General features: G+C 66.1%; 16 protein-coding genes and 1 tRNA gene. 13 read left to right on the forward strand and 4 right to left on the reverse strand.

The genetic code is table 11. From position 1 onward, the window contains the following. Positions 1–90: 90 nt before the first annotated feature. Positions 91–2,355: an Orn/Lys/Arg decarboxylase N-terminal domain-containing protein gene (locus BRO63_RS27945; RefSeq protein ID WP_088142910.1), complete on the reverse strand. Its 2,265-nt coding sequence runs from the start codon at positions 2,353–2,355 to the stop codon at positions 91–93. Positions 2,356–2,514: 159 nt separating this feature from the next. Between BRO63_RS27945 and BRO63_RS27950 the strand changes: the two genes are divergently transcribed. Further along, positions 2,515–2,589 (forward strand) — tRNA-Cys (locus tag BRO63_RS27950). A gap of 30 nt (positions 2,590–2,619) precedes the next feature. On the opposite strand, the gene BRO63_RS27955 is transcribed toward BRO63_RS27950, so the two are convergent. Beyond that, the gene (locus BRO63_RS27955; protein WP_088142911.1) at positions 2,620–3,699 is read right to left on the reverse strand and encodes a sensor histidine kinase; all 1,080 of its coding nucleotides are present in this window, start codon (positions 3,697–3,699) and stop codon (positions 2,620–2,622) included. Positions 3,700–3,812: 113 nt separating this feature from the next. Between BRO63_RS27955 and BRO63_RS27960 the strand changes: the two genes are divergently transcribed. Then, a complete protein-coding gene (locus tag BRO63_RS27960; RefSeq protein ID WP_088142912.1) occupies positions 3,813–4,499 on the forward strand; it encodes a LytR/AlgR family response regulator transcription factor in 687 nt (228 codons plus the stop codon). A gap of 183 nt (positions 4,500–4,682) precedes the next feature. On the opposite strand, the gene BRO63_RS27965 is transcribed toward BRO63_RS27960, so the two are convergent. Then, a complete protein-coding gene (locus BRO63_RS27965) occupies positions 4,683–6,341 on the reverse strand; it encodes a sigma-54 interaction domain-containing protein (RefSeq protein ID WP_088142913.1) in 1,659 nt (552 codons plus the stop codon). Positions 6,342–6,513: 172 nt separating this feature from the next. Here BRO63_RS27965 and BRO63_RS27970 point away from each other — a divergent pair, with 172 nt between their 5' ends. From BRO63_RS27970 to BRO63_RS28020, 11 genes are read left to right on the forward strand one after another with little or no spacing between them, the layout of a single operon-like run. After that, positions 6,514–7,746 (forward strand): CaiB/BaiF CoA transferase family protein, encoded by a 1,233-nt coding sequence (locus BRO63_RS27970; RefSeq protein WP_088142914.1) that lies wholly within the window; start codon positions 6,514–6,516, stop codon positions 7,744–7,746. 42 nt (positions 7,747–7,788) lie between these two features. Beyond that, entirely contained in the window at positions 7,789–8,568 is a 780-nt protein-coding gene (locus BRO63_RS27975; protein WP_042797729.1) for an enoyl-CoA hydratase-related protein, read from the forward strand. Positions 8,569–8,597: 29 nt separating this feature from the next. Further along, complete coding sequence (locus BRO63_RS27980) at positions 8,598–10,274, forward strand: class I adenylate-forming enzyme family protein (protein ID WP_088142986.1); 1,677 nt, start codon at positions 8,598–8,600, stop codon at positions 10,272–10,274. 7 nt (positions 10,275–10,281) lie between these two features. After that, entirely contained in the window at positions 10,282–11,052 is a 771-nt protein-coding gene (locus BRO63_RS27985) for an enoyl-CoA hydratase/isomerase family protein (protein WP_088142915.1), read from the forward strand. Positions 11,053–11,054: 2 nt separating this feature from the next. Beyond that, positions 11,055–11,801, forward strand: coding sequence for an SDR family NAD(P)-dependent oxidoreductase (locus BRO63_RS27990; protein WP_088142916.1), 747 nt, complete (start codon positions 11,055–11,057; stop codon positions 11,799–11,801). A 28-nt stretch (positions 11,802–11,829) separates the two neighbouring features. Continuing rightward, positions 11,830–12,999, forward strand: a complete 1,170-nt coding sequence (locus BRO63_RS27995; RefSeq protein ID WP_088142917.1) for an acyl-CoA dehydrogenase family protein — start codon at positions 11,830–11,832, stop codon at positions 12,997–12,999. A 3-nt stretch (positions 13,000–13,002) separates the two neighbouring features. Beyond that, a complete protein-coding gene (locus tag BRO63_RS28000; protein ID WP_088142918.1) occupies positions 13,003–13,878 on the forward strand; it encodes a 3-hydroxyacyl-CoA dehydrogenase family protein in 876 nt (291 codons plus the stop codon). Further along, entirely contained in the window at positions 13,875–14,555 is a 681-nt protein-coding gene (locus BRO63_RS28005; RefSeq protein WP_256943423.1) for a 3-hydroxyacyl-CoA dehydrogenase family protein, read from the forward strand. The genes BRO63_RS28000 and BRO63_RS28005 overlap by 4 nt, the downstream gene beginning before the upstream one ends. Further along, the gene (locus BRO63_RS28010; protein WP_088142920.1) at positions 14,542–15,672 is read left to right on the forward strand and encodes a CaiB/BaiF CoA transferase family protein; all 1,131 of its coding nucleotides are present in this window, start codon (positions 14,542–14,544) and stop codon (positions 15,670–15,672) included. Before BRO63_RS28005 ends, BRO63_RS28010 begins: the two co-directional genes overlap by 14 nt. After that, complete coding sequence (locus BRO63_RS28015; RefSeq protein WP_088142921.1) at positions 15,669–16,679, forward strand: NADPH:quinone oxidoreductase family protein; 1,011 nt, start codon at positions 15,669–15,671, stop codon at positions 16,677–16,679. Before BRO63_RS28010 ends, BRO63_RS28015 begins: the two co-directional genes overlap by 4 nt. Positions 16,680–16,697: 18 nt before the next feature. Then, entirely contained in the window at positions 16,698–17,912 is a 1,215-nt protein-coding gene (locus BRO63_RS28020; RefSeq protein WP_088142922.1) for an ABC transporter substrate-binding protein, read from the forward strand. Positions 17,913–17,950: 38 nt separating this feature from the next. On the opposite strand, the gene BRO63_RS28025 is transcribed toward BRO63_RS28020, so the two are convergent. Then, positions 17,951–18,730 (reverse strand): SDR family oxidoreductase, encoded by a 780-nt coding sequence (locus BRO63_RS28025; RefSeq protein WP_088142923.1) that lies wholly within the window; start codon positions 18,728–18,730, stop codon positions 17,951–17,953. Positions 18,731–18,748: the final 18 nt, after the last annotated feature.

The raw sequence follows: 18,748 nt of genomic DNA on the forward strand, positions 1-18,748 counted from the left end.
GGCCGGCCCACGCCAAGTCAATGGAGGCCCCTGGCCGGGCCAACTCGCGGCGTAAGTTTGACACGGATTCCCGGTCCGCATAAAGCGGGCTTACCGCAAGCAATCCACGTAGTAGCGCGGGTTTCCGTCCACGTCGCGCAGTTCCACGAAGCCATGGATGTCCGTCCCGAACCCTGGGCACTCCCGATTCAGCTCGCGCGAGAACTTCAGGTAATCGACTATGGTCCGGCTGAACACCTCGCCCGGTATCAACAAAGGTATGCCAGGGGGATAGGGTGTGATCAGGCTGGTGGTGATGCGGCCTTCCAGATGATCGATCTCCACCCTCTCGGTGCGACGCTGGGCGATGCAGGCGTAGGCATCGCAGGGTTTCATCGCCGGCGTGACGTCGGTCAGGTACATGTCCGTGGTCAGCCGGGCGATGTCATGCCTGGCATAGGTCGCATGGACATGCTGGCACAGGTCGCGCAAACCCATGTTCTCGTAGCGAGGATGCTTGCGACAGAACTCCGGCAGGATCCGCCACATGGGCTGATTGCGCTCGTAGTCGTCCTTGAACTGCTGCAACGCGGTCAGGAGCGAACTCCAACGGCCCTTGGTGATCCCTATCGTGAACATGATGAAGAAGCTGTACAGGCCGGTCTTCTCGACGATCACGCCATGCTCGGCCAGGAACTTGGTGACGATGGAGGCCGGAATGCCGCTGTCCGCGAAGTTGCCATCCAGGTCCAGCCCAGGCGTCACGATGGTGGACTTGATCGGGTCCAGCATATTGAAGCCGTCCGCCAGCGCGCCGAATCCGTGCCAGGACGAATCTGCGCCGTCGGCGCGGATGATCCAGTCCTCGGGCGAGCCTATGCCCTCCGGCGCCAACGCCTGCGGACCCCAGACCTTGAACCACCAGTCGCCGTCGGCGAAATGCGTGCCGACTTCCTTCATCGCGCGGCGGAAATCCAGCGCCTCGGCGATGCTCTCCTCCACCAGCACCGTGCCTCCCGGCGGCTCCATCATGGCCGCCGCCACGTCGCAGCTGGCGATGATGGCGTACTGGGGGCTGGTACTGGTGTGCATCAGATAGGCTTCGTTGAAGAGATGCCGGTCCAGCTGCCGCGTCATGGAATCCTGCGCCAGCACGTGGCTGGCCTGGCTGATGCCGGCCAGCAGCTTGTGCGTGGATTGCGTGGAAAACACCAGCGATTCCCTGGGCCGCGCGCGCTGCTTGCCCATGCAGTGATAGGCGCCATAGAACGGATGGAACACCGCGTGCGGCATCCAGGCTTCATCGAAATGCAAGGCATCGACGTAGCCGTCCAGCGCCGCCTTGATCGTCTCGGTTTCGTAGATGATGCCGTCGTAGGTCGACTGCGTCAGCGCCATCACCCGCGGACGTACCGCATCGGCGTCCAGGTGCTGGAGCAGCGGATGGGCGCGGATCTTCCCGCGGATCGTTTCGACATCGAACTCGCTCTTCGGAATCGGCCCGATGATGCCGAAATGGTTGCGCGTGGGGCGCAGGAAGACGGGAATCGCGCCCGTCATGACGATGCTGTGCAGGATGGACTTGTGGCAGTTGCGGTCCACCAGCACCACGTCGCCCGGCGCCACCATGTGGTGCCACACGATCTTGTTGCTGGTGCTGGTCCCGTTTGTCACGAAATAGCAGTGGTCCGCATTGAAAATGCGCGCGGCGTTGCGCTCGCTCGCGCCGATCGCGCCGTTGTGGTCCAGCAGCTGCCCCAGTTCCTCCACCGCATTGCAGACGTCCGCGCGCAGCATGTTCTCGCCGAAGAACTGATGGAACATCTGGCCCACCGGACTCTTCAGGAACGCCACGCCGCCGGAATGCCCCGGGCAATGCCAGGAATAGGATCCGTCCTCGGCGTAGTCCAGCAACGCCTTCAGGAACGGCGGCTTGACGCCTTCCAGGTAGGCCCGGGCCTCGCGGATCAGATGCCGCGCCACGAATTCCGGCGTGTCCTCATACATATGGATCACGCCCTGAAGTTCACGCAGGATGTCGTTCGGAATGTGCCGCGCGGTCTTGGTTTCTCCGTAGACGTAGATCGGCACGTCGGCATTGCGCCGCCGCACTTCGCTGATGAATTCCCGCAATGCCAGCAGCGCAGGCGCGATACCCTCGCCATGCGCGAGTTCCTCGTCGTCGATGGACAGGATAAAGGCGCTGGCGCGGCTTTGCTGCTGCGCGAACAGGCTGAGATCGCCGTAGCTGGTCGTCCCCAGCACGTCGAAGCCCTCGGCCTTGATGGCCTCGGCCAATACCCGGATGCTCAGGCCGGACGTGTTTTCCGAGCGGAAGTCCTCGTCGATGATGACGATGGGAAACTGGAACTGCATTGCTGTCCTCGATCGAATCCGGGACGCCCCCATGGCGGCCCGGCAACAAGGACAGCCGCGTGGCCGGCGGCCACGCGAAACAGCAGTCAGTCCGCAGCGGACGCTTGCAATTTATTTTGTCCTCGATCACAATTATATATGTCCTAGGACAAAACAAATGGCGCGGTGGCAGAGTGGCTATGCAGCAGGATTGCAAATCCGCGTAGGTTGGTTCGATTCCAGCCCGCGCCTCCACATTACGAAAGCGGCGGGCTTGCTCCGAGGTCAGACGGGTAGGGGCTCCCCCCTCAACCTGATTTGAGCAACCGTTCTTTCCCCCCGCTGCTCCAGCAGGAACTCGTGCCTGTCCGGATACCTCAGCGTCAGGCGGCGGCACAGATTCCCCAGTCCGCCCCCGCCGTTGGCGAGATCGTAGGGCGCGTGCAGCCGGCCGGGGTTTTCCACTTCGATGAGCAACTCCCCGCCCTGCAACCTCGTGCGTATGCCGATGGGGAAATGCGCATGCTCCGAACGCATGCCATGCTTGATCGCGTTTTCCACCAGCCCCTGCAGCGTCATGCGCGGCAGACTGATCTCCAGCGTGGCCGGATCGATCTGGCAATGTAGTTCAAGCTTCTTTTCAAAGCGCAACGCCTGTATGCGCACGTAGGCCTCGGCGGCCTCGATCTCCTCTTCCAGCCTGGACAGGCCGCGTCCGCGCCGGTCCAGCGAGTAGCGCAGATACTCGGCCAGGCTGCGGGTCATTTCCTCCGCGATGGCGGGACGTTCGGCGATCTCGGCCACGATGGTGTTCAGCGAGTTGAACAGGAAATGCGGCTCGATCTGCAGCTGCAGATGCTCGAGCTCCAGTTTCAAGGAACGCGTTTCCGCCTTCATCTTGGACAGGCGCTCGGTGCGCGCGCTCAGTTCGGCCGACACGCCGAAGTAGATCAGCGTCCAGATGGAGAGCATGCCCATGTAGTAGAGAAAGCCCAGCCGGTACTGGTTGCCCGGCAGCACCCGGATCGCGCCGGGCAGGAACAGGCTGTGGATGCCGTAGGCGATCGACGCCAATAGGGCAGATGCAGTCAGGCAGAACAGCACCGCGCTGACCAGCACCAGCAAGGGCGGGTCGCCCCTGCCCGAGCGGCGGCCGTGCAGCACGGCTGCCGCGCTGGTCAGGACGAATGCCAGCGGCTCCAGCGCCACGGTCAGCCAGAAGGCGGCGGTGGCGTTGCCAAAAATCGCCAGCCGGATGAAGAACCCCACGATCGCAAGAAAGAGCCAGCCCAGCGTCTGCGCCCGCCAGAAACCGAGCGAGGACTCCCCGGGGCTCAAGCCCTGGCTGATCAATTTGAACTGCATGGACACGCCCTCCGGACCAGCAAAGGGTTCACTGGAAACTGCCTAGGCCTTATATTTACCCGCGTGCCAGACCCGACGACTATACCCGCCACATCACGGCGCCAGGGAGGAAAATGCTGCGCGTGCTTGTCATAGACGATGAAGCCCCGGCGCGGCGCTACCTGCGCCGGCTGCTCGAAGCCTCGGCCGACGTCCAGGTCGCGGGCGAAGCCGCCAACCTGGAACAGGCGCGAGCGCTGGTCCGCGAGCATCGTCCGGATGCCCTGTTCCTGGACATCGAACTGACTTGCGCCACCGGCTTCGACCTGCTGGACGAGCTGGAAGCCCCGCCCGCCGTCGTCTTCGTCACCGCGCACAGCGATTACGCCGCCCGCGCCTTCGACGTCCAGGCCGTCGATTATCTGTTGAAACCCGTACGGCCCGACCGGCTTGAACAGACGCTGGCGCGCCTGCGCCCCCGCGCCAGCGGCCACCTGACATTGCGCACGCGCAACGGCACCAAGCTCATCAAGATCCATGAACTGACCGTGGCGCAAGCGCAAGGCGACTATGTTCTTCTTTGCAGCGCTACCCACGCCAACGAGTTGATGCACATCACCTTCAAGCGGCTGGCGGCCCAACTGCCTTGCCCGCCCTTCTGCGCCCTGTCCCGGTCGGTCATCATGAATCTGGAACATGTCTCCCATCTTTCGCAACTTCCCGGCGCGCAGACCGAGGTAGCGTTCAACAACGGCGTCGCCCCCGTCGTACTGGGCCGGGTCGCCTCGCAGCGCCTGCGGCGCGCGGTGGCGCAGCGCTGAGTAAAGGCAGCAACGGCCTATCCCGCAATCCCTCCTGCGCAACCACAGCGGCGCGGGTCGAAATGGAGCGATTTTCGTCAGCTGCGCAAGAGAGATCACGCCATTTTCGACGAAACGTGAAATTGCCTCGACCAAATCGCGCCACAGGCGCAAGCCGCAACCGCTGCACGCAAGCGGCCCCTGTCACTGGCCAGGCGATCCCTTGATCTCCGCCAGCCGCTTGTACAGATAGGACCGCGATATGCCCAGCGCTTCCGCGGCCTTTTTCTTGTTGCCGTGAAAGCGCTGCAGATAATCCACGATGAGATCTGCCTCCATGCGGTCCTTGACCTCCTTCATGGAGCCGTCGCGCGGCGCCGCAGTAGCCACGCGCACGGTATCCAGGTGGTAGGCGCCGCGCGCCTCGCCCGCCATCTCGAAATCCGCCACCCGGATCGCATCGCCGTCGCAGAAAATGGCGGCGCGCTCGATGGCGTGCTGCAACTGGCGCACATTTCCCGGCCAGGGCAGAGACTGCAGAAAGCGCAAGGCGGCTGGCTCGATCTCCTTGACCGGCAGGCCGTGGCGATCCGCGAACTGCTTCAGGAACGTGCCGGCCAGTATCGGAATATCCTCCAGGCGCTCGCGCAAGGAGGGCAGGCGCAGGGTCACGGCGCTGATGCGGTAGAACAGGTCCAGGCGGAAGGCGCCGCTATCCAGCATCTGATGGAAGTCGCGGTTGCTGGCCGAGATGAGGCGGAAGTTCGAGCGGTGCAGCGATTCGCCTCCAACACGCTGGAATGTGCCGTCCTGCAAGGTCCGCAACAGCTTCACCTGCACTTCCAGCGGCATGTCGCCGATCTCATCCAGGAACAGCGACCCGCCGTCGGCCTGTTCGAACTTTCCAGGCCTGCCCTTGCGGTCCGCGCCCGTGAACGCGCCGCTCTCGTAGCCGAAGAGCTCGCTTTCAACCAGGGAAACAGGCAGCGCCGCCGCGTTGATGACCACCATCGGATCGCTGGCCCGCGGACCCAGCATATGGATGGCATGCGCCACCACGTCCTTGCCCACGCCGCTCTCGCCCAACAGCAGCACGGGCACATCCAAGGGCGCGATCTTGACGATCTGTTCCTTCAGCCGCGCCACCGGCTCGCTGTCGCCGATGATCGCATCCAGACCGCGATTCGGCCGATCCATGCTGGATAGTTCACGCCTGTAGAAGTTCACCTCCTTGCGCAGCCGGGAAATCTCGGCGCTCATCTTCTGCAGCGCGTCCGGGCTCTTGAACATGACCTGGCCGATGGCGCCGACCACGCGGCGCTGGCGATCGAAGATAGGCGTGCGGCTCACGACGCGCGTGGTGCCGTGCATCTCCTGGGTCTGGCCGATCTCGGCCTTACCGCTGCGCAGCACGGTGTCGAGCCGCGTGTTCTCGATGACCTCGCGCGCCGGACGGCCCACGCCTTCGCCGCGCGACAACTTGAAGAACTTCTCGTGCACCGGGCTCATGTAGCGCAGGGTGCCCTGGGCATCGACCACATTGATCGCGCCGTACGGATTGGTGATGAGATGCCGCAGGATATCGCCGGCGAAGTCGACGCTGGCCACGAACTTGAACAGCGGGTCCGCTTCGTCGTGACGACTGACCAGGAAGCACGCCGCGTCAGGCGTGGCCACGTGCAGCACGCTGAGCGGCTCGTCCAGGTGCTCGAGCGCGAAGCAGGCAGGAATGGGCCGCAAGGCGCGAGCCGCCCAGCGCTTGGACAGGTCACGCAGCAGCCGGGAGTCGGAACCGATCCCCGAGGCAAAGCGCACTTCGCCGCTGGCGTCCAGCACCACGACGCCGCGCATCTCGTTTTCCATGACGCCTGTGTCTCCGAGTGATTTCGTGTTCTTGGGAAAGTGTTTGCGCCGAGGACACCCGCCGCTTCCGGACGTATCCGTAGGCGTGGCCAGCCCGGCAGCGCTCCCTTTTTTATAAGATGGCACGAAACTTGCTTGATGTCATCCACGTGACTTCCACCCTGGATGACTGATGACACCGCAAGAAAACCTGCCCTACGCGGATTCGCAAAAAAACGGCCTGGAACTGCTGGCACCGTTGCGCGTCCTGGATCTGACGACCTCGATTGCTGGTCCGTACGCGACGCAACTGCTGGCCGACCTGGGCGCGACCGTGCTCAAAGTGGAAAAGCCCGGCGCCGGAGACGACACGCGCGCCTGGGGCCCGCCCTTTTTGCAGGACGTCTCGCTCTGGTACCTCAGCGTCAACCGCAACAAGCACAGCCTCACGCTGGACGTGTCTCAGCCCGAAGGGCGCGAAGTCCTCGATAGCTTGCTGGCGCAAAGCGATGTGCTGGTGCTGAACATGGTGCCCCGCGTGCAGCGCAAGCTTGGACTGGACTATGACAGTCTGAAAGCCGCCTACCCGGCGCTGATCCATGCTTCGCTCACCGGCTTCGGCCTGACGGGTCCGCGCAGCGACTTTCCCTGCTACGACCTGATCGCCGAAGGCTATGCGGGGATCATGGACCTGACGGGCGAACTGGAGTCCGCGCCGCAGAAAGTCGGCACGCCGGCCGCCGACCTGCTGGCCGGCCAGGACCTGGCGCTGGCGGTGTTGGCAGCCTACATCGCGCGCGGCCAGCATGGCCGCGGCACGCAGATCGACATCTCGATGCAGTCGAGCATGACGCGCTTCGTCTCGCCACGGCTGCTGCCCTATCTGGGGTCCGGCGAGCTGCCCAGGCGCTCGGGCGGCAAGGATTCGGTCATCGCCATCTACCAGGTCTTCGATACGGCCGATGACCCCTTGTCGCTGGGACTGGGCAACGACAGGATCTGGCAGCGCTTCTGGCAGGCCGTGGGAGACCCGGCCTTTGGCGCGCGCACGGAGTTTGCCAGCAATGCGCACCGCAGGACGCACCGGGAGGCCATCGTGATGCGCATCGCCGAGCTGTTGCGCGCACAGCCGCGCGCGCATTGGCTGGCGCTGTTCGCCGAGCACAGCATTCCCGCCGGCCCCATCAACCGGCTGGACCAGGTGGCGCAAGACCCGGACCTGCTGGACAAGGGCCTGATCTATCGCGCCCGCGCCTCCAACGGCGCTATTCCTCAGGTGGGGCTGGGCATAGGCTTTGACGGCTCCCAGCACGTCCACCGCAAGTCCCCGCCCGCCCTGGGCGAAGACACCGACGACGTCCTGCGCGGCTGGCTGGGATACGCCGGTCCACGCATCGACGCGCTGCGCGAGCGCGGCGTGATTTGACCCATTCCATTCTCGATAACCCCACAGATCAAGGACAGCACCATGGAGTTCCAGGAAATCCTGTACGAGGAACAAGGCCCCGTCGGCATTCTGACGCTGAACCGCCCCGACGACGGCAATATGTTCACCGAAACGATGTGCCATGAGATCCGCGACTGCATCAACGCGGTCCGGCGCGAAACGCGCACCCGCGTGCTCATCATCACCGGGGCCGGAGACCGCTTCTTTTGCCTGGGCGGACGCAAGGACGGCATGCAGGACAGCCAGCTCTACGCAGGCGTGTTGCCGACGCTGGATATGTACGAGAGCATCGACCGCCTGCAGAAGCCCGTGATCGCCTCGGTCAACGGCTACGCCGTGGGCGGCGGCAACGTGCTGCAGATGGTTTGCGACATCACCATCGCCTCGGACAAGGCCATGTTCCGTCAGGTAGGCCCCATGGTCGGCAGCTTCGACGCCGGTTATGGCACCTGGTATCTGGAAGACCTGGTCGGCAAGAAGCGGGCCAAGGACATCTGGTACAGCAACCCCAAGATCTCTCCGCAGGAAGCCGTGGAAATGGGCCTGATCAACCGGGTCGTGCCGGCTGCGGAGTTGCGCCAGGCCACGATGGAACATGCCCTGAAGATCGCCGACCGCGGCGCCTTCGCGCTGGCTTCGATCAAGGGCGCCTTCAATGCGCGCCATGGCGGCGTGGGCGGCCTTTCGCGCATGGCGCACGACCTGCTGCTGCGCGGCTACCTCGACACGTCGGAACATGACGAACTGGCGGCATCGTTCGCGGAAAAGCGCGCGCCGGACGCCGGCAAGTTCGGTCATTGAGCGAGCCTGGCCGCAACGAGACGCCCAACATGAACACCCTACTCACGCTGCAGACCCCGCACGCTGCCCGCCAGTACTACCTGTCCGGCATCTGGCAGCAAGACACCCTGTACACGCTGGCCCGCCATCACGCGCGTGAACGGCCCGACGCTTATGCCCTGCGCGACCCATACCGGCGCCTGACCTGGAGCCAGCTGCTCCAGCACGTCGACAGCGTGGCCGAGAGCCTGCACCGGGCCGGACTGCGGCAGGGCGACAGGGTGGCGGCCTGGCTGCCGAGCCGCGCCGAGACCGTCATCCTGTTCCTGGCCTGCTCGCGCGGCGGCTATGTCTATTGCCCATCGCTGCACCAGAACTACACCGTGGCCGAAGTGGTCGAGCTGGCACGGCGCATGTGCTGCCGCGCCCTGGTCGCCGCCGTCGGCTATGGCGCCGATGCCGACAAGAAGGACATCTTCGCGCTGGCGGACGAGATACCCAGCCTCAAGCGCTTCTACGCCCTGCCGCGGCCGGACATGCCGCTGCCCCCGGGCGCCCATGCTTTCCCCGACGCCGCCGACCTGCCGCCCGTGCGGACCCCGCCGGTGCTCAACCCGGACAAGATCACCTACCTGGCCTTCACCTCCGGCACCACCGGCGCCCCCAAGGGTGTGATGCACAGCGATAACACGCTGCTGGCCAATGGCCGGGCGCTGGTGCGCGACTGGCACCACACCCAGGATACCGTCGCCCTCAGCCTCAGCCCCATGAGCCATCACATCGGCACCGTGGCGCTGGAGCAGATGCTGGTGGCCGGCATGGAGCTGGCGTTGCACGATCCGGCCGCCGGACTGGCGCCGCTGGACTGGCTGCAGACCTGCAAGGCGACCTACGTCATGGGCGTGCCCACGCATGCCATGGATCTGCTGTCGGAAATGAAGCGCCGCGGGCTGGACAGGCTGGGCGAGGTCCAGGCCTTCTACATGGCCGGTTCGCCCATCCCCCAGGAACTGGCGGAGAAATTCCTGCACATCGGCATCAAGCCGCAGAACGTCTACGGCATGACCGAGAACGGTTCGCACCAGTACACACTGCCCGACGCCCCCACCGGCGTCATCGTGGGCACCTGCGGACAAGCCTGCAAGGGCTACGAGATCCGCATCTGGAAACAGGAGGATCCCGACGCCGAAGCCGAGCCGGGAGAAATCGGAGAGATCGGCGGACGCGGCGGCCTCCTGATGCTGGGCTACTACAGCAACCAGGAAGCCACCGAAGCCTCGTTCAACGCCTCTGGCTGGTTCATGAGCGGTGATCTGGGCGTGCAGGACGCCGAGGGCAACGTGCGTATCGTCGGGCGCAAGAAGGACCTGATCATCCGGGGCGGGCACAACATCCACCCCGCGCGCATCGAGGATCTCACCCATCGCCACCCGCAGGTGCTGCGGGCCGCCGCCTTCGCCGTTTCGGATCCAAGGCTGGGAGAGATGGTGTGCCTGGCCATCGTCCCCCAGCCCGGCAGCGCGCCGCAGGCCGACGAAATCCTCCATCACCTCAACGAGGTCGGCCTGTCGAAGTACGACATGCCCGAGTACTACATCCTGCTGGACAGCTTTCCCATGACCGCCAGCGGCAAGATCCTCAAGCGCGCGCTGATGGACTGGATCAAGGACGAAAAGATCGCGCCCATCCCCGTGCGCTGGCAAGGCGCCGCCACGAACACCAAGTGAGACACGCATGATTCAGGAATCAACCCTGCCGGGCGGCATCGCCGTGCTGACCCTGGACCGGCAGAAGGCGCTGAACGCGCTCAGCTTCGAACAACTGCGGAACCTGGACCAGGCCATCGAGCGCGTGTCGGCCTCGGCCGCGCGCGGACTGGTCATCACGGGCGCCGGCGCCAAGGCCTTCTGCGCCGGGGCGGACATACCGGAGCTGGTGGGACGCACGCTGCGCGACGAGCACGAAGGCGCCCGCCTGGGCCAGGAAGTGTTCCAACGCATCAGCCAGCTGCGCATCCCCTCGGTTGCCGTGATCCACGGCTATGCCTTCGGCGGCGGCCTGGAGCTGGCGCTGGCCTGCACATTCCGGGTCGCCACGCCCGCGGCCCGCATGGGTCTGCCCGAGGTCAAGCTGGGCCTCATTCCCGGCTACGGCGGGACCCAACGCCTGCCCCGGTTGGTGGGCGAAGGGCGCGCGCTCGAACTCATCCTGTCCGGCCGCACGGTGAAAGCCGATGAAGCCGAGCGCATCGGCCTGGTGAACCAGATTGCGGAGGAAGGCGAGCCCGCGGCCATCGGCGCGGCCTATCTCGCGCCGCTGCTCCAGCACGGCCTGCTCGCGCTGGACTTCGCCCGCCAGGCGGTTCAGCGCGGCATGCAGACCTCGCTGGAGCTGGGACTGCGCATCGAGCGCGACCTTTCCACCCTGGCCTATCGCAGCGCCGACGCCGCCGAAGGCATGCAGGCCTTTCTCGAAAAACGCCCCCCCTGCTTCAAGGATGCATGACCATGCCTGAATCCACCATTGTCGTCACCGGCGCCAGCCGCGGCATCGGCGCCGAAATCGCCCTCTCCCTCGCGCGGGCCGGCTTTCAGGTCGCCTGCCTGTCACGCTCGGGCCAGGCGCCAGAACTGGCGGACGTGCCCGACGCGCTGCGCGCGCGCTGGCATGCCGTGGCCTGCGACGTCGGCGACGCCGCGCAAATCCAGCGCGCATTCGCCGAAGTCTCCGAACGCGCCGCAGGCCGCATCGCCGGCCTGGTGAACAACGCCGGCCAGCACACCGACGGCGCGGCCGCCACGCTGGCGCCCGCGGCGTTTGAATCCCTGATGCGCAGCAACGCCACGTCCGTGCTCATGGCCAGCCAGGCCGCCTATCCGCTGCTGCAGGCCAACGGCGGCGGCGTCATCGTCAACATGGGCTCGTTCTACGACAAGCTCGGCGTCAAGAAGAACCTGTCCTACTGCGCCTCCAAGGCGGCGGTGGGCGCCATTACGCGCTGCCTGGCTGTGGAATGGGCGGCCGACGACATCCAGGTCGTCAATCTGGCGCCGGGCTACGTCATGACCAGCCTGAACCGCGAGTACATGACCAGCGGACCGCTGGCCCAACACCTGCAGAAGCGCATTCCGCGCCGCAGCCCGGCCGAAGCCGCCGAAGTCGCCGACGCGGTGACCATGTTGTTCTCGCTGCGCTCGCGCTTTCTGACTGGCGAGACCATTTATCTGGACGGCGGCCAAAGCCTGATGGTCTGAGCCCCGCCCAAGCAGCTAGGAGCAATCAATGAACGTACTGCAACGCCTGGACGCCTCCATGCCCTGGAGCCCCGAAGAAGCCATGCTGCTCGACTCGGTGCGGGAGCTGGCGCGCGAGCGCATCGCACCCAGGGCCGCCGAACTGGACCGCAGCGGCGCCTTCCCCCACGACAACGTGGCCGACATCAACGCCTTGGGATTGAACGCCATGTTCATTCCTGAAGCCTACGGCGGCTCGCCGCTGTCCTATTCCTGCTATCTGGCCTGCGTGCGCGAAATCTCCGCGGCCTGCGCCTCCACCGGCATCGTCTGGGCCACCAATTTCCATGCCATCAAGCCATTGATCGAATTCGGCAACGAGGAACAGAAGCAACGCCTCCTGCCGCGCATCGCCGAAGGCGGGCTGGCCTCGCTGGTCATCACCGAGCCCTCGGCCGGTTCCGACGCCACGGGCATGCGCACCCGCTTCGAGGCCCAGGGCGACGAGATCGTCATCAACGGCCAGAAGACCTTCATCACCAACGGCGATGTGGCCGACGTATACCTGCTGTTCGGAAAGTGGGCCGGCATCGACGATGCCAAGCAGGCGATCAGCGCGGTCATCGTCGAAAAGGGCGCACCGGGCCTGACGGTGGTCGGCACCGAGGACAAGATGGGCACCCGCGCCTCCAGCACCGCCACGCTGGCTTTCGAAAACTGCCGCATCCCCCGCGCCAACCTGCTGTGCGAACCGGGCGACGGCCTGCGCATCCTGCTGACCTCGCTGAACCGCTCGCGGCCCAGCGTGGCCGCGCATGCGCTGGGCATCGCGCGCGCCGCCTTCGAGGACGCCGTCGCCTACATCAACGAGCGGCGCCAGTTCAAGCGCCGCGTGCTGGAGTTCCAGGGCATCCAGTTCCTGGTCGCCGACCTGGCGGCCGAGCTGGCGACCTGCGAGGCCTGGCTCTGGCGCGTCGCAGGCATGGTCGACAACCGCGCCGACGACATAGGCATGGAGGCCTCGATCCTGAAGCTCAAGGCCACCGACCTGGCCATGCGCATGAGCACCGAGGCCGTGCAGCTGCTGGGCGGCTACGGCTACTGCAAGGACTATCGCGTCGAACGCCTGATGCGCGACGCCAAGATCACCCAGATCTGGGAGGGCACCAACCAGATCCACCGCCAACTCATCGGCCGCAGCTTTCTGACCAAGGAGTAGTCCATGAACACCATCAAGACCGTAGGCGTCGTCGGATGCGGCACCATGGGAACGGGCATCGCGATCGTCGTGGCCCGCGCCGGCTACAAGCTGCGCGCCTACGACACCCGCGCCGAACTCGCCGAACAGGGGCGCCGGCAGGCGGCCGCCTTTCTGCGCAAGTCGGTGGAACGCGGCAAGCTGGCGGCCGGCCAGGACGAGGCCATACTGGCCAACTGGCATGCCAGCAATGACATCGAATCGCTGGCCGACTGCGACATCATCATCGAGGCGGTGTTCGAGGATATCCAGGTCAAGCACGAACTGTTCCGCAAGCTGGACCAGATCTGCGCGCCCCACACGCTGTTCGCCTCCAATACCTCCACCCTGTCGATCACCGAGATCGCCGGCGGCAGCGGCCGCGACACCCAGGTCGTGGGCATGCATTTCTGCCTGCCCGCGCAGCTGATGAAGCTGGTGGAAGTCTCGCCTGGCCTGAACACCTCGCGCGAAGCGCTGGATCAGGCATGGGCGTTCTGCGAGGCGCTGGGCCAACAACCCGTGCTCACGCGCGACACGCCGGGATTCATCCTCAACTACTTCCTGGTGCCCTGGCACAACGACGTCATCAACATGGTGGACCAGGGGGTCGCGGAACCGGCCGACATAGACCTGGCGGTCAAGACCGCCCTGGGCTATCCGCTGGGACCACTGACCTTGCTGGACATGGTCGGCATGGACACCCAGAAGCTCTTGTGCGAGGCGCTGCACGGCAGCACCCATGAGCCGCGCGCGGCCTGCCCCCCTCTGGTCAAACGCATGATTGGCGCAGGACGCCTGGGCCGCAAGAGCGGCGCGGGCTTCCATCGCTACGACAACGACAAGATCTTCGGAGCATGACTACCATGGCCTACCGCATCATCGACACCGGGAACAGCGCGTCCTTCCCCCAAGCCCACGACTTCCTTGCGCAAGCCCACGCCAGCGGCGAGGGACGGGTCTACCTGGGCGCCCAGGCCGGCCAGCGCTACCGGCAGGAACAGGCAGAAAGCCAGCAGGCGCCCTTCGTCGCCATCGAACTGGATCTGGAATGCCTGGGCGTGCATACGGGCGACGACGACGACGGCCGCGCCCGTAACGTGGTCGGGTTCGCACGGTTCCGCCTGGGCGACGACGCGCCGACCCGGCTCATCGAACTGGTGCGCAAACCCTACACGAGTCCTGAGGCGCTACAGGCCGCACGAGCCGCCTTCGCCGCGGCCGGCCTGGAAGTCGCCGTCTGCAACGACTTTCCCGGCCGCATCCTGAACCGCCTGGTGCGGCCCTACTACAACGCGGCGCTGCGGCGCCTGGACGAGGGCCTGGCCAGCGCCGATGACATGGACACCACCCTGCGCCTGGGCCTGGGGTATCCCGAAGGCCCCATCGCCCTGCTCGGCCGTACCGGCCTGCACCACCATTACCGGGTAAGCCAGGCCTTGTACGAAACGCTGGGCCAGGAAGCCTACGCCCCCGCGCGGCGCGCGCGCGTCGCGTGGCAGCGCCACCTCCAGGAGAGCGGCAATGCAAGCGCTTAGCGACATCACGGTGCTGGACTTCAGCACCCTGTTGCCCGGCCCCCTATGCACGCTGCTGCTGGCCGAGGCCGGCGCGCGCGTCATCAAGATCGAACGGCCGGCCGGCGGCGACGAGATGCGCGGCTACCTGCCCCGGTTTGGCGAGGACAGCGTCAACTTCACCCTGCTCAACCGCGGCAAGACCTCGGTGGCGATGGATCTGAAGAATGAAGGCGAGCGCGCGCGCCTGCGCCGGCTCATCGAAGAGGCCGACGTGCTGATCGAACAATTCCGCCCCGGCGTGATGCAGCGCCTGGGCCTGGACTACGACAGCGTGGCGCGCATCAACCCGCGCCTGGTGTATTGCTCCATCACCGGCTATGGGCAGGAAGGCGCCAGGGCCGGCATGGCCGGCCACGACCTGAACTACCAGGCGCTGACCGGCATGCTGTCGCTGACGGGGGATGCTCAAGGACGGCCTCTGGTGCCGCCCACGCTCACCGCGGACCTGGCCGGCGGCGCCTACCCCGCCTTCATGAACATCCTGCTGGCCCTGCGCCAGCGCGACCGCGACGGCAAGGGACGCCACCTCGATGTAGCCATGGCGGACAACCTTTTCACGCTTATGTATTGGGGGCTGGGCAATGGCTGGAGCCAGGGGCAGTGGCCTCGGCCCGGGAGCGACAAGGTCACGGGCGGCAGCTGCCGCTACCAGGTGTACGAGACGGCGGACGGACGCCACCTGGCGGTGGCGCCGTTGGAAGACAAGTTCTGGCGCGCCTTCGTCGAGGTCATCGGCCTGCCGGAGCTGTCCGATGCGGCCGAGGACGACGCCAGCGTGCGCCAGCGCGTCGCGGCCGTCCTGATCCAGCGCAGCGCCGAGGCATGGATGCAAGCGTTCGGCGACGGCGATACCTGCGTCAGCCTGGTCGCCAGCCTGCGCGAGGCCGCCGAAGACCCGCACTTCATTGCGCGCGGCCTGTTCTCGCGCGAAGTCGCCGACGGCGCGGGCCGGACCATGCCCGCCTTGCCGGTTCCCATCGATCCCGGCCTGCGCGTGCCGGCATCCCAGGTCCAGGCTCCGGGCCTGGGAGCACACACGGCGCGCATCTTGGCCGCGCAGGAGGCGACAGAATGAAAGCCCTGTTGGTCAGGAACTTCGCGCCCGCCGGCGACCACCGTGTCGAAACCGTCGCCGACCCCGTGCCTGGCGCTGACGAGGTGTTGATCCAGGTTGCCGCGGCCGGCGTGAACTATCCGGACACGCTGGTGGTCTCGGGCAGGTACCAGATCCTGCCGCCCTTGCCGTTCGTGCCGGGCAAGGACGCCAGCGGCACCGTGCTGCGCACAGGACCGGGCGTCACCGGCTTCAAGCCCGGCGATCGCGTGGTGGCGCACATGGAGCACGGCGCCTACGCCAGCCAGGCCGTCGCCCGCGCCGCCCACTGCCACCTGCTGCCCGACGGCGTCAGCCACGAAGACGCCGCCGCGATGGGGCTGGTGTTCCAGACCGCCTATCTGGCGCTGCTGGAACGCGGTGGCTTCAGCGCCGGCGAAACCGTGCTGGTCAACGGCGCAGCCGGTGGCGTCGGCGGCGCCGCGGTGCAACTGGTCAAGGCCCTGGGCGGCATCGCCCTGGCCGGCGTCAACACGCCGCAACAGGCGCAGGCGGCCCGCGAGATGGGGGCCGACCACGTGATCGATCTGTCGGCGGCAAACCTGCGCGACAGTCTGCGCGATCAGGTCTGGGCGGCAACCGATGGCCGTGGCGCCGACATCGTGCTCGATCCCCTGGGCGACGAGGTCTTCGCGGCTTCGCTGCGCGCCCTGGCCTGGTGCGGCAGGCTGGTGGTGATCGGCTTCGCGGCGGGCCAGATCCCGACGCTGAAGGCGAACTATCTGCTGCTCAAGAACATCAGCGTCATCGGCCTGCAATGGAGCGACTACCGCGACCGCCAGCCCGAGAAGATCGCGCAGGCGCAGGCGCGGCTGCTGCGCATGCGCGAACAAGGACTGATCCGTCCCAGGCTGGCCGCCAGCCTGCCGCTGGAAGAGGTGGCCATCGCCCTGCACGCTCTGGAGCAAGGCCGCGCCACCGGCAAGTACGTCGTCCATATGGAATCCCCCGTGCATCGCCCAACCTGAGAAGGCAGGACATATCCCATGAAACAGACAACCGTAGTCATGGCCGCGCTGCTAGGCGGTTCGCTGTACGCATTCCCTGGCCACGCACAGGGCGTCGCCCCATTTCGCCTCGGCGCCATCGTCGACATGACCGGCGTGTATTCGGCGCACGGCGGCCCCGGCATGGTCACCGCGGTCAAGATGGCGGCCGAGGACTTCGGCGGCAAGGTACTGGACCGCCCCATCGAAGTCCTGTCCGCGGACTACCAGAACAAGGTCGACATCGCAGCCACGCGCGCGCGCCAGTGGTATGACCGCGACGGCGTCAGCGCCATCATCGAATCCACCGACTCCGCATCGGCCCTGGCCCTGCAAACCCTGGGCAAGGAAAAGAAGCGCATCACGCTGTTCGCCGGCTCGGCCTCGTCCAACCTGACCAACGCGGCGTGCTCGCCCTATGGCGTGCACTATGTCTACGACACCTACGTCCTGGCCAACGGCACGGGCCGCGCCGTGACCCGCGCCGGCGGCGACAGCTGGTTCTTTATCACGGCGGACTATGCCTTCGGCCATTCGCTGGAGCGCGACACCGGCAATGTCATCAAGGCGAACGGCGGCAAGATCCTGGGCAATGTGCGCGCGCCGCTGTCCAGCCCCGATTTCGCTTCCTACCTGCTGCAGGCCCAGGCCAGCAAGGCCAAGGTGATAGGCCTGGCCAACGCCGGCACGGACACCCAGAACGCGGTGCGCCAGGCTTCGGAATTCGGCATCACGCAAAGCGGCCAGAAACTGGCCACCCTGCTGGTCTTCCTGCACGACATCAAGGGCCTGGGCCTGCAGGCCGCGCAAGGCTTGCAGTTCACCACCGGCTTCTACTGGGACCGCAACGCGGAAACCCGCGCCTGGTCACAGCGCTATTTCGAACGCCAGAAATCCATGCCGTCCATGGTGCAGGCCGGCGCCTACTCGGCCACCCTGCATTACCTGCAGGCCGTGCAGGCCGCCGGCACCGACGACGCCGATGCCGTGGCGGCCAAGATGAAGGAAATGCCGATCAATGATTTCTACGCCAGGAACGGCCGCATCCGCGCCGATGGCCGGATGGTCTACGACATGTACCTGGCGCAGGTGAAGACCCCGGCGGAGTCCAAGGGCGAATGGGATCTGCTGAAAATCCTGGACACCATTCCAGGGGACGAGGCCTACCGTCCCTTGTCGCAAAGCGAGTGCCCGCTGGTCAAGCCAGCGGGCTGAACGGGCAGCGGGCGGCGGCCGGCCTGCCGCCCGCGCACTCAGGCCGCCACGTACTTGAGCCAGCGGCCGCCATCCACCACCATGTTCTCGCCGGTGATGTAGGCGCCCAGGTCCGACGCCAGATAGACGGCGGCATTGGCGATATCGGACTTGTTGCCGAACCGGCCCAGGGCTGTCTTCTTGCGCTCCAGTTCCTCGCGGCCGGTCTCCTGATACAGGCGGCGCACCCCTTCCGTGTCGCCTATGGGCCCAGGCGAAATGGTGTTGACGCGGATGTTGTCGCCGCCCCACTCCACCGCCAGCGCGCGCGACAGGGAAATGATCCCGGCCTTGGCCGCGCCGGCGTGCGCGGCGCCCGGCCAGCCGCTCAGGCCGAGCATGGTGGCGATGCTGATGATGCAGCCGCCATCGCGGGCCGCCTTCAGATGCTTGTAGGCGGCATGACAGCCATAGAACGTGCCGTTCAGATCGATGTCTATGACCGTCTTCCAGCCATTGGGCGACAGTTCGGCGGTCGGGCAATGGAAGTTTCCGGCGGCGTTGTTCACCAGAATGTCCAGCGCGCCGTAGCGCTCGACCGCGGTTTCTATGGCGGCCTGGATCTGCTCGTAGACTCTGACGTCGGTTTGCACGGCCAGGATCTCCAGGCCCTGCGCCGCCAGCGACGCCACGGCGCCGTCCAGCCGCTCCTGGTTGCGGCTCGCCACCACCACCTTGGCGCCCAGGCGCGCATAGGCCGTGGCGATCTCCAGCCCTATGCCGCCCGCGCCTCCCGTTATCAACGCCACCTTTCCTTTCAGCACATCTGCAGCAAACATCGCTTTCTCCTGTTTCAC

Source organism: Achromobacter xylosoxidans, from assembly GCF_002192695.1.
Taxonomy (GTDB): domain Bacteria; phylum Pseudomonadota; class Gammaproteobacteria; order Burkholderiales; family Burkholderiaceae_B; genus Achromobacter; species Achromobacter xylosoxidans_C.

Bases quoted from the DNA above. Each gene is read 5' to 3' on its own strand.
- BRO63_RS27965 (WP_088142913.1), bottom strand. From the start codon at position 6,341: ATGGAAAACGAGATGCGCGGCGTCGTGGTGCTGGACGCCAGCGGCGAA.
- BRO63_RS28025 (WP_088142923.1), bottom strand. From the start codon at position 18,730: ATGTTTGCTGCAGATGTGCTGAAAGGAAAGGTGGCGTTGATAACGGGA.
- BRO63_RS28015 (WP_088142921.1), top strand. From the start codon at position 15,669: ATGAAAGCCCTGTTGGTCAGGAACTTCGCGCCCGCCGGCGACCACCGT.
- BRO63_RS27960 (WP_088142912.1), top strand. From the start codon at position 3,813: ATGCTGCGCGTGCTTGTCATAGACGATGAAGCCCCGGCGCGGCGCTAC.
- BRO63_RS28010 (WP_088142920.1), top strand. From the start codon at position 14,542: ATGCAAGCGCTTAGCGACATCACGGTGCTGGACTTCAGCACCCTGTTG.
- BRO63_RS27990 (WP_088142916.1), top strand. From the start codon at position 11,055: ATGCCTGAATCCACCATTGTCGTCACCGGCGCCAGCCGCGGCATCGGC.
- BRO63_RS28005 (WP_256943423.1), top strand. From the start codon at position 13,875: ATGACTACCATGGCCTACCGCATCATCGACACCGGGAACAGCGCGTCC.
- BRO63_RS27970 (WP_088142914.1), top strand. From the start codon at position 6,514: ATGACACCGCAAGAAAACCTGCCCTACGCGGATTCGCAAAAAAACGGC.
- BRO63_RS27975 (WP_042797729.1), top strand. From the start codon at position 7,789: ATGGAGTTCCAGGAAATCCTGTACGAGGAACAAGGCCCCGTCGGCATT.
- BRO63_RS28020 (WP_088142922.1), top strand. From the start codon at position 16,698: ATGAAACAGACAACCGTAGTCATGGCCGCGCTGCTAGGCGGTTCGCTG.
- BRO63_RS27995 (WP_088142917.1), top strand. From the start codon at position 11,830: ATGAACGTACTGCAACGCCTGGACGCCTCCATGCCCTGGAGCCCCGAA.
- BRO63_RS28000 (WP_088142918.1), top strand. From the start codon at position 13,003: ATGAACACCATCAAGACCGTAGGCGTCGTCGGATGCGGCACCATGGGA.
- BRO63_RS27945 (WP_088142910.1), bottom strand. From the start codon at position 2,355: ATGCAGTTCCAGTTTCCCATCGTCATCATCGACGAGGACTTCCGCTCG.
- BRO63_RS27985 (WP_088142915.1), top strand. From the start codon at position 10,282: ATGATTCAGGAATCAACCCTGCCGGGCGGCATCGCCGTGCTGACCCTG.
- BRO63_RS27980 (WP_088142986.1), top strand. From the start codon at position 8,598: ATGAACACCCTACTCACGCTGCAGACCCCGCACGCTGCCCGCCAGTAC.
- BRO63_RS27955 (WP_088142911.1), bottom strand. From the start codon at position 3,699: ATGCAGTTCAAATTGATCAGCCAGGGCTTGAGCCCCGGGGAGTCCTCG.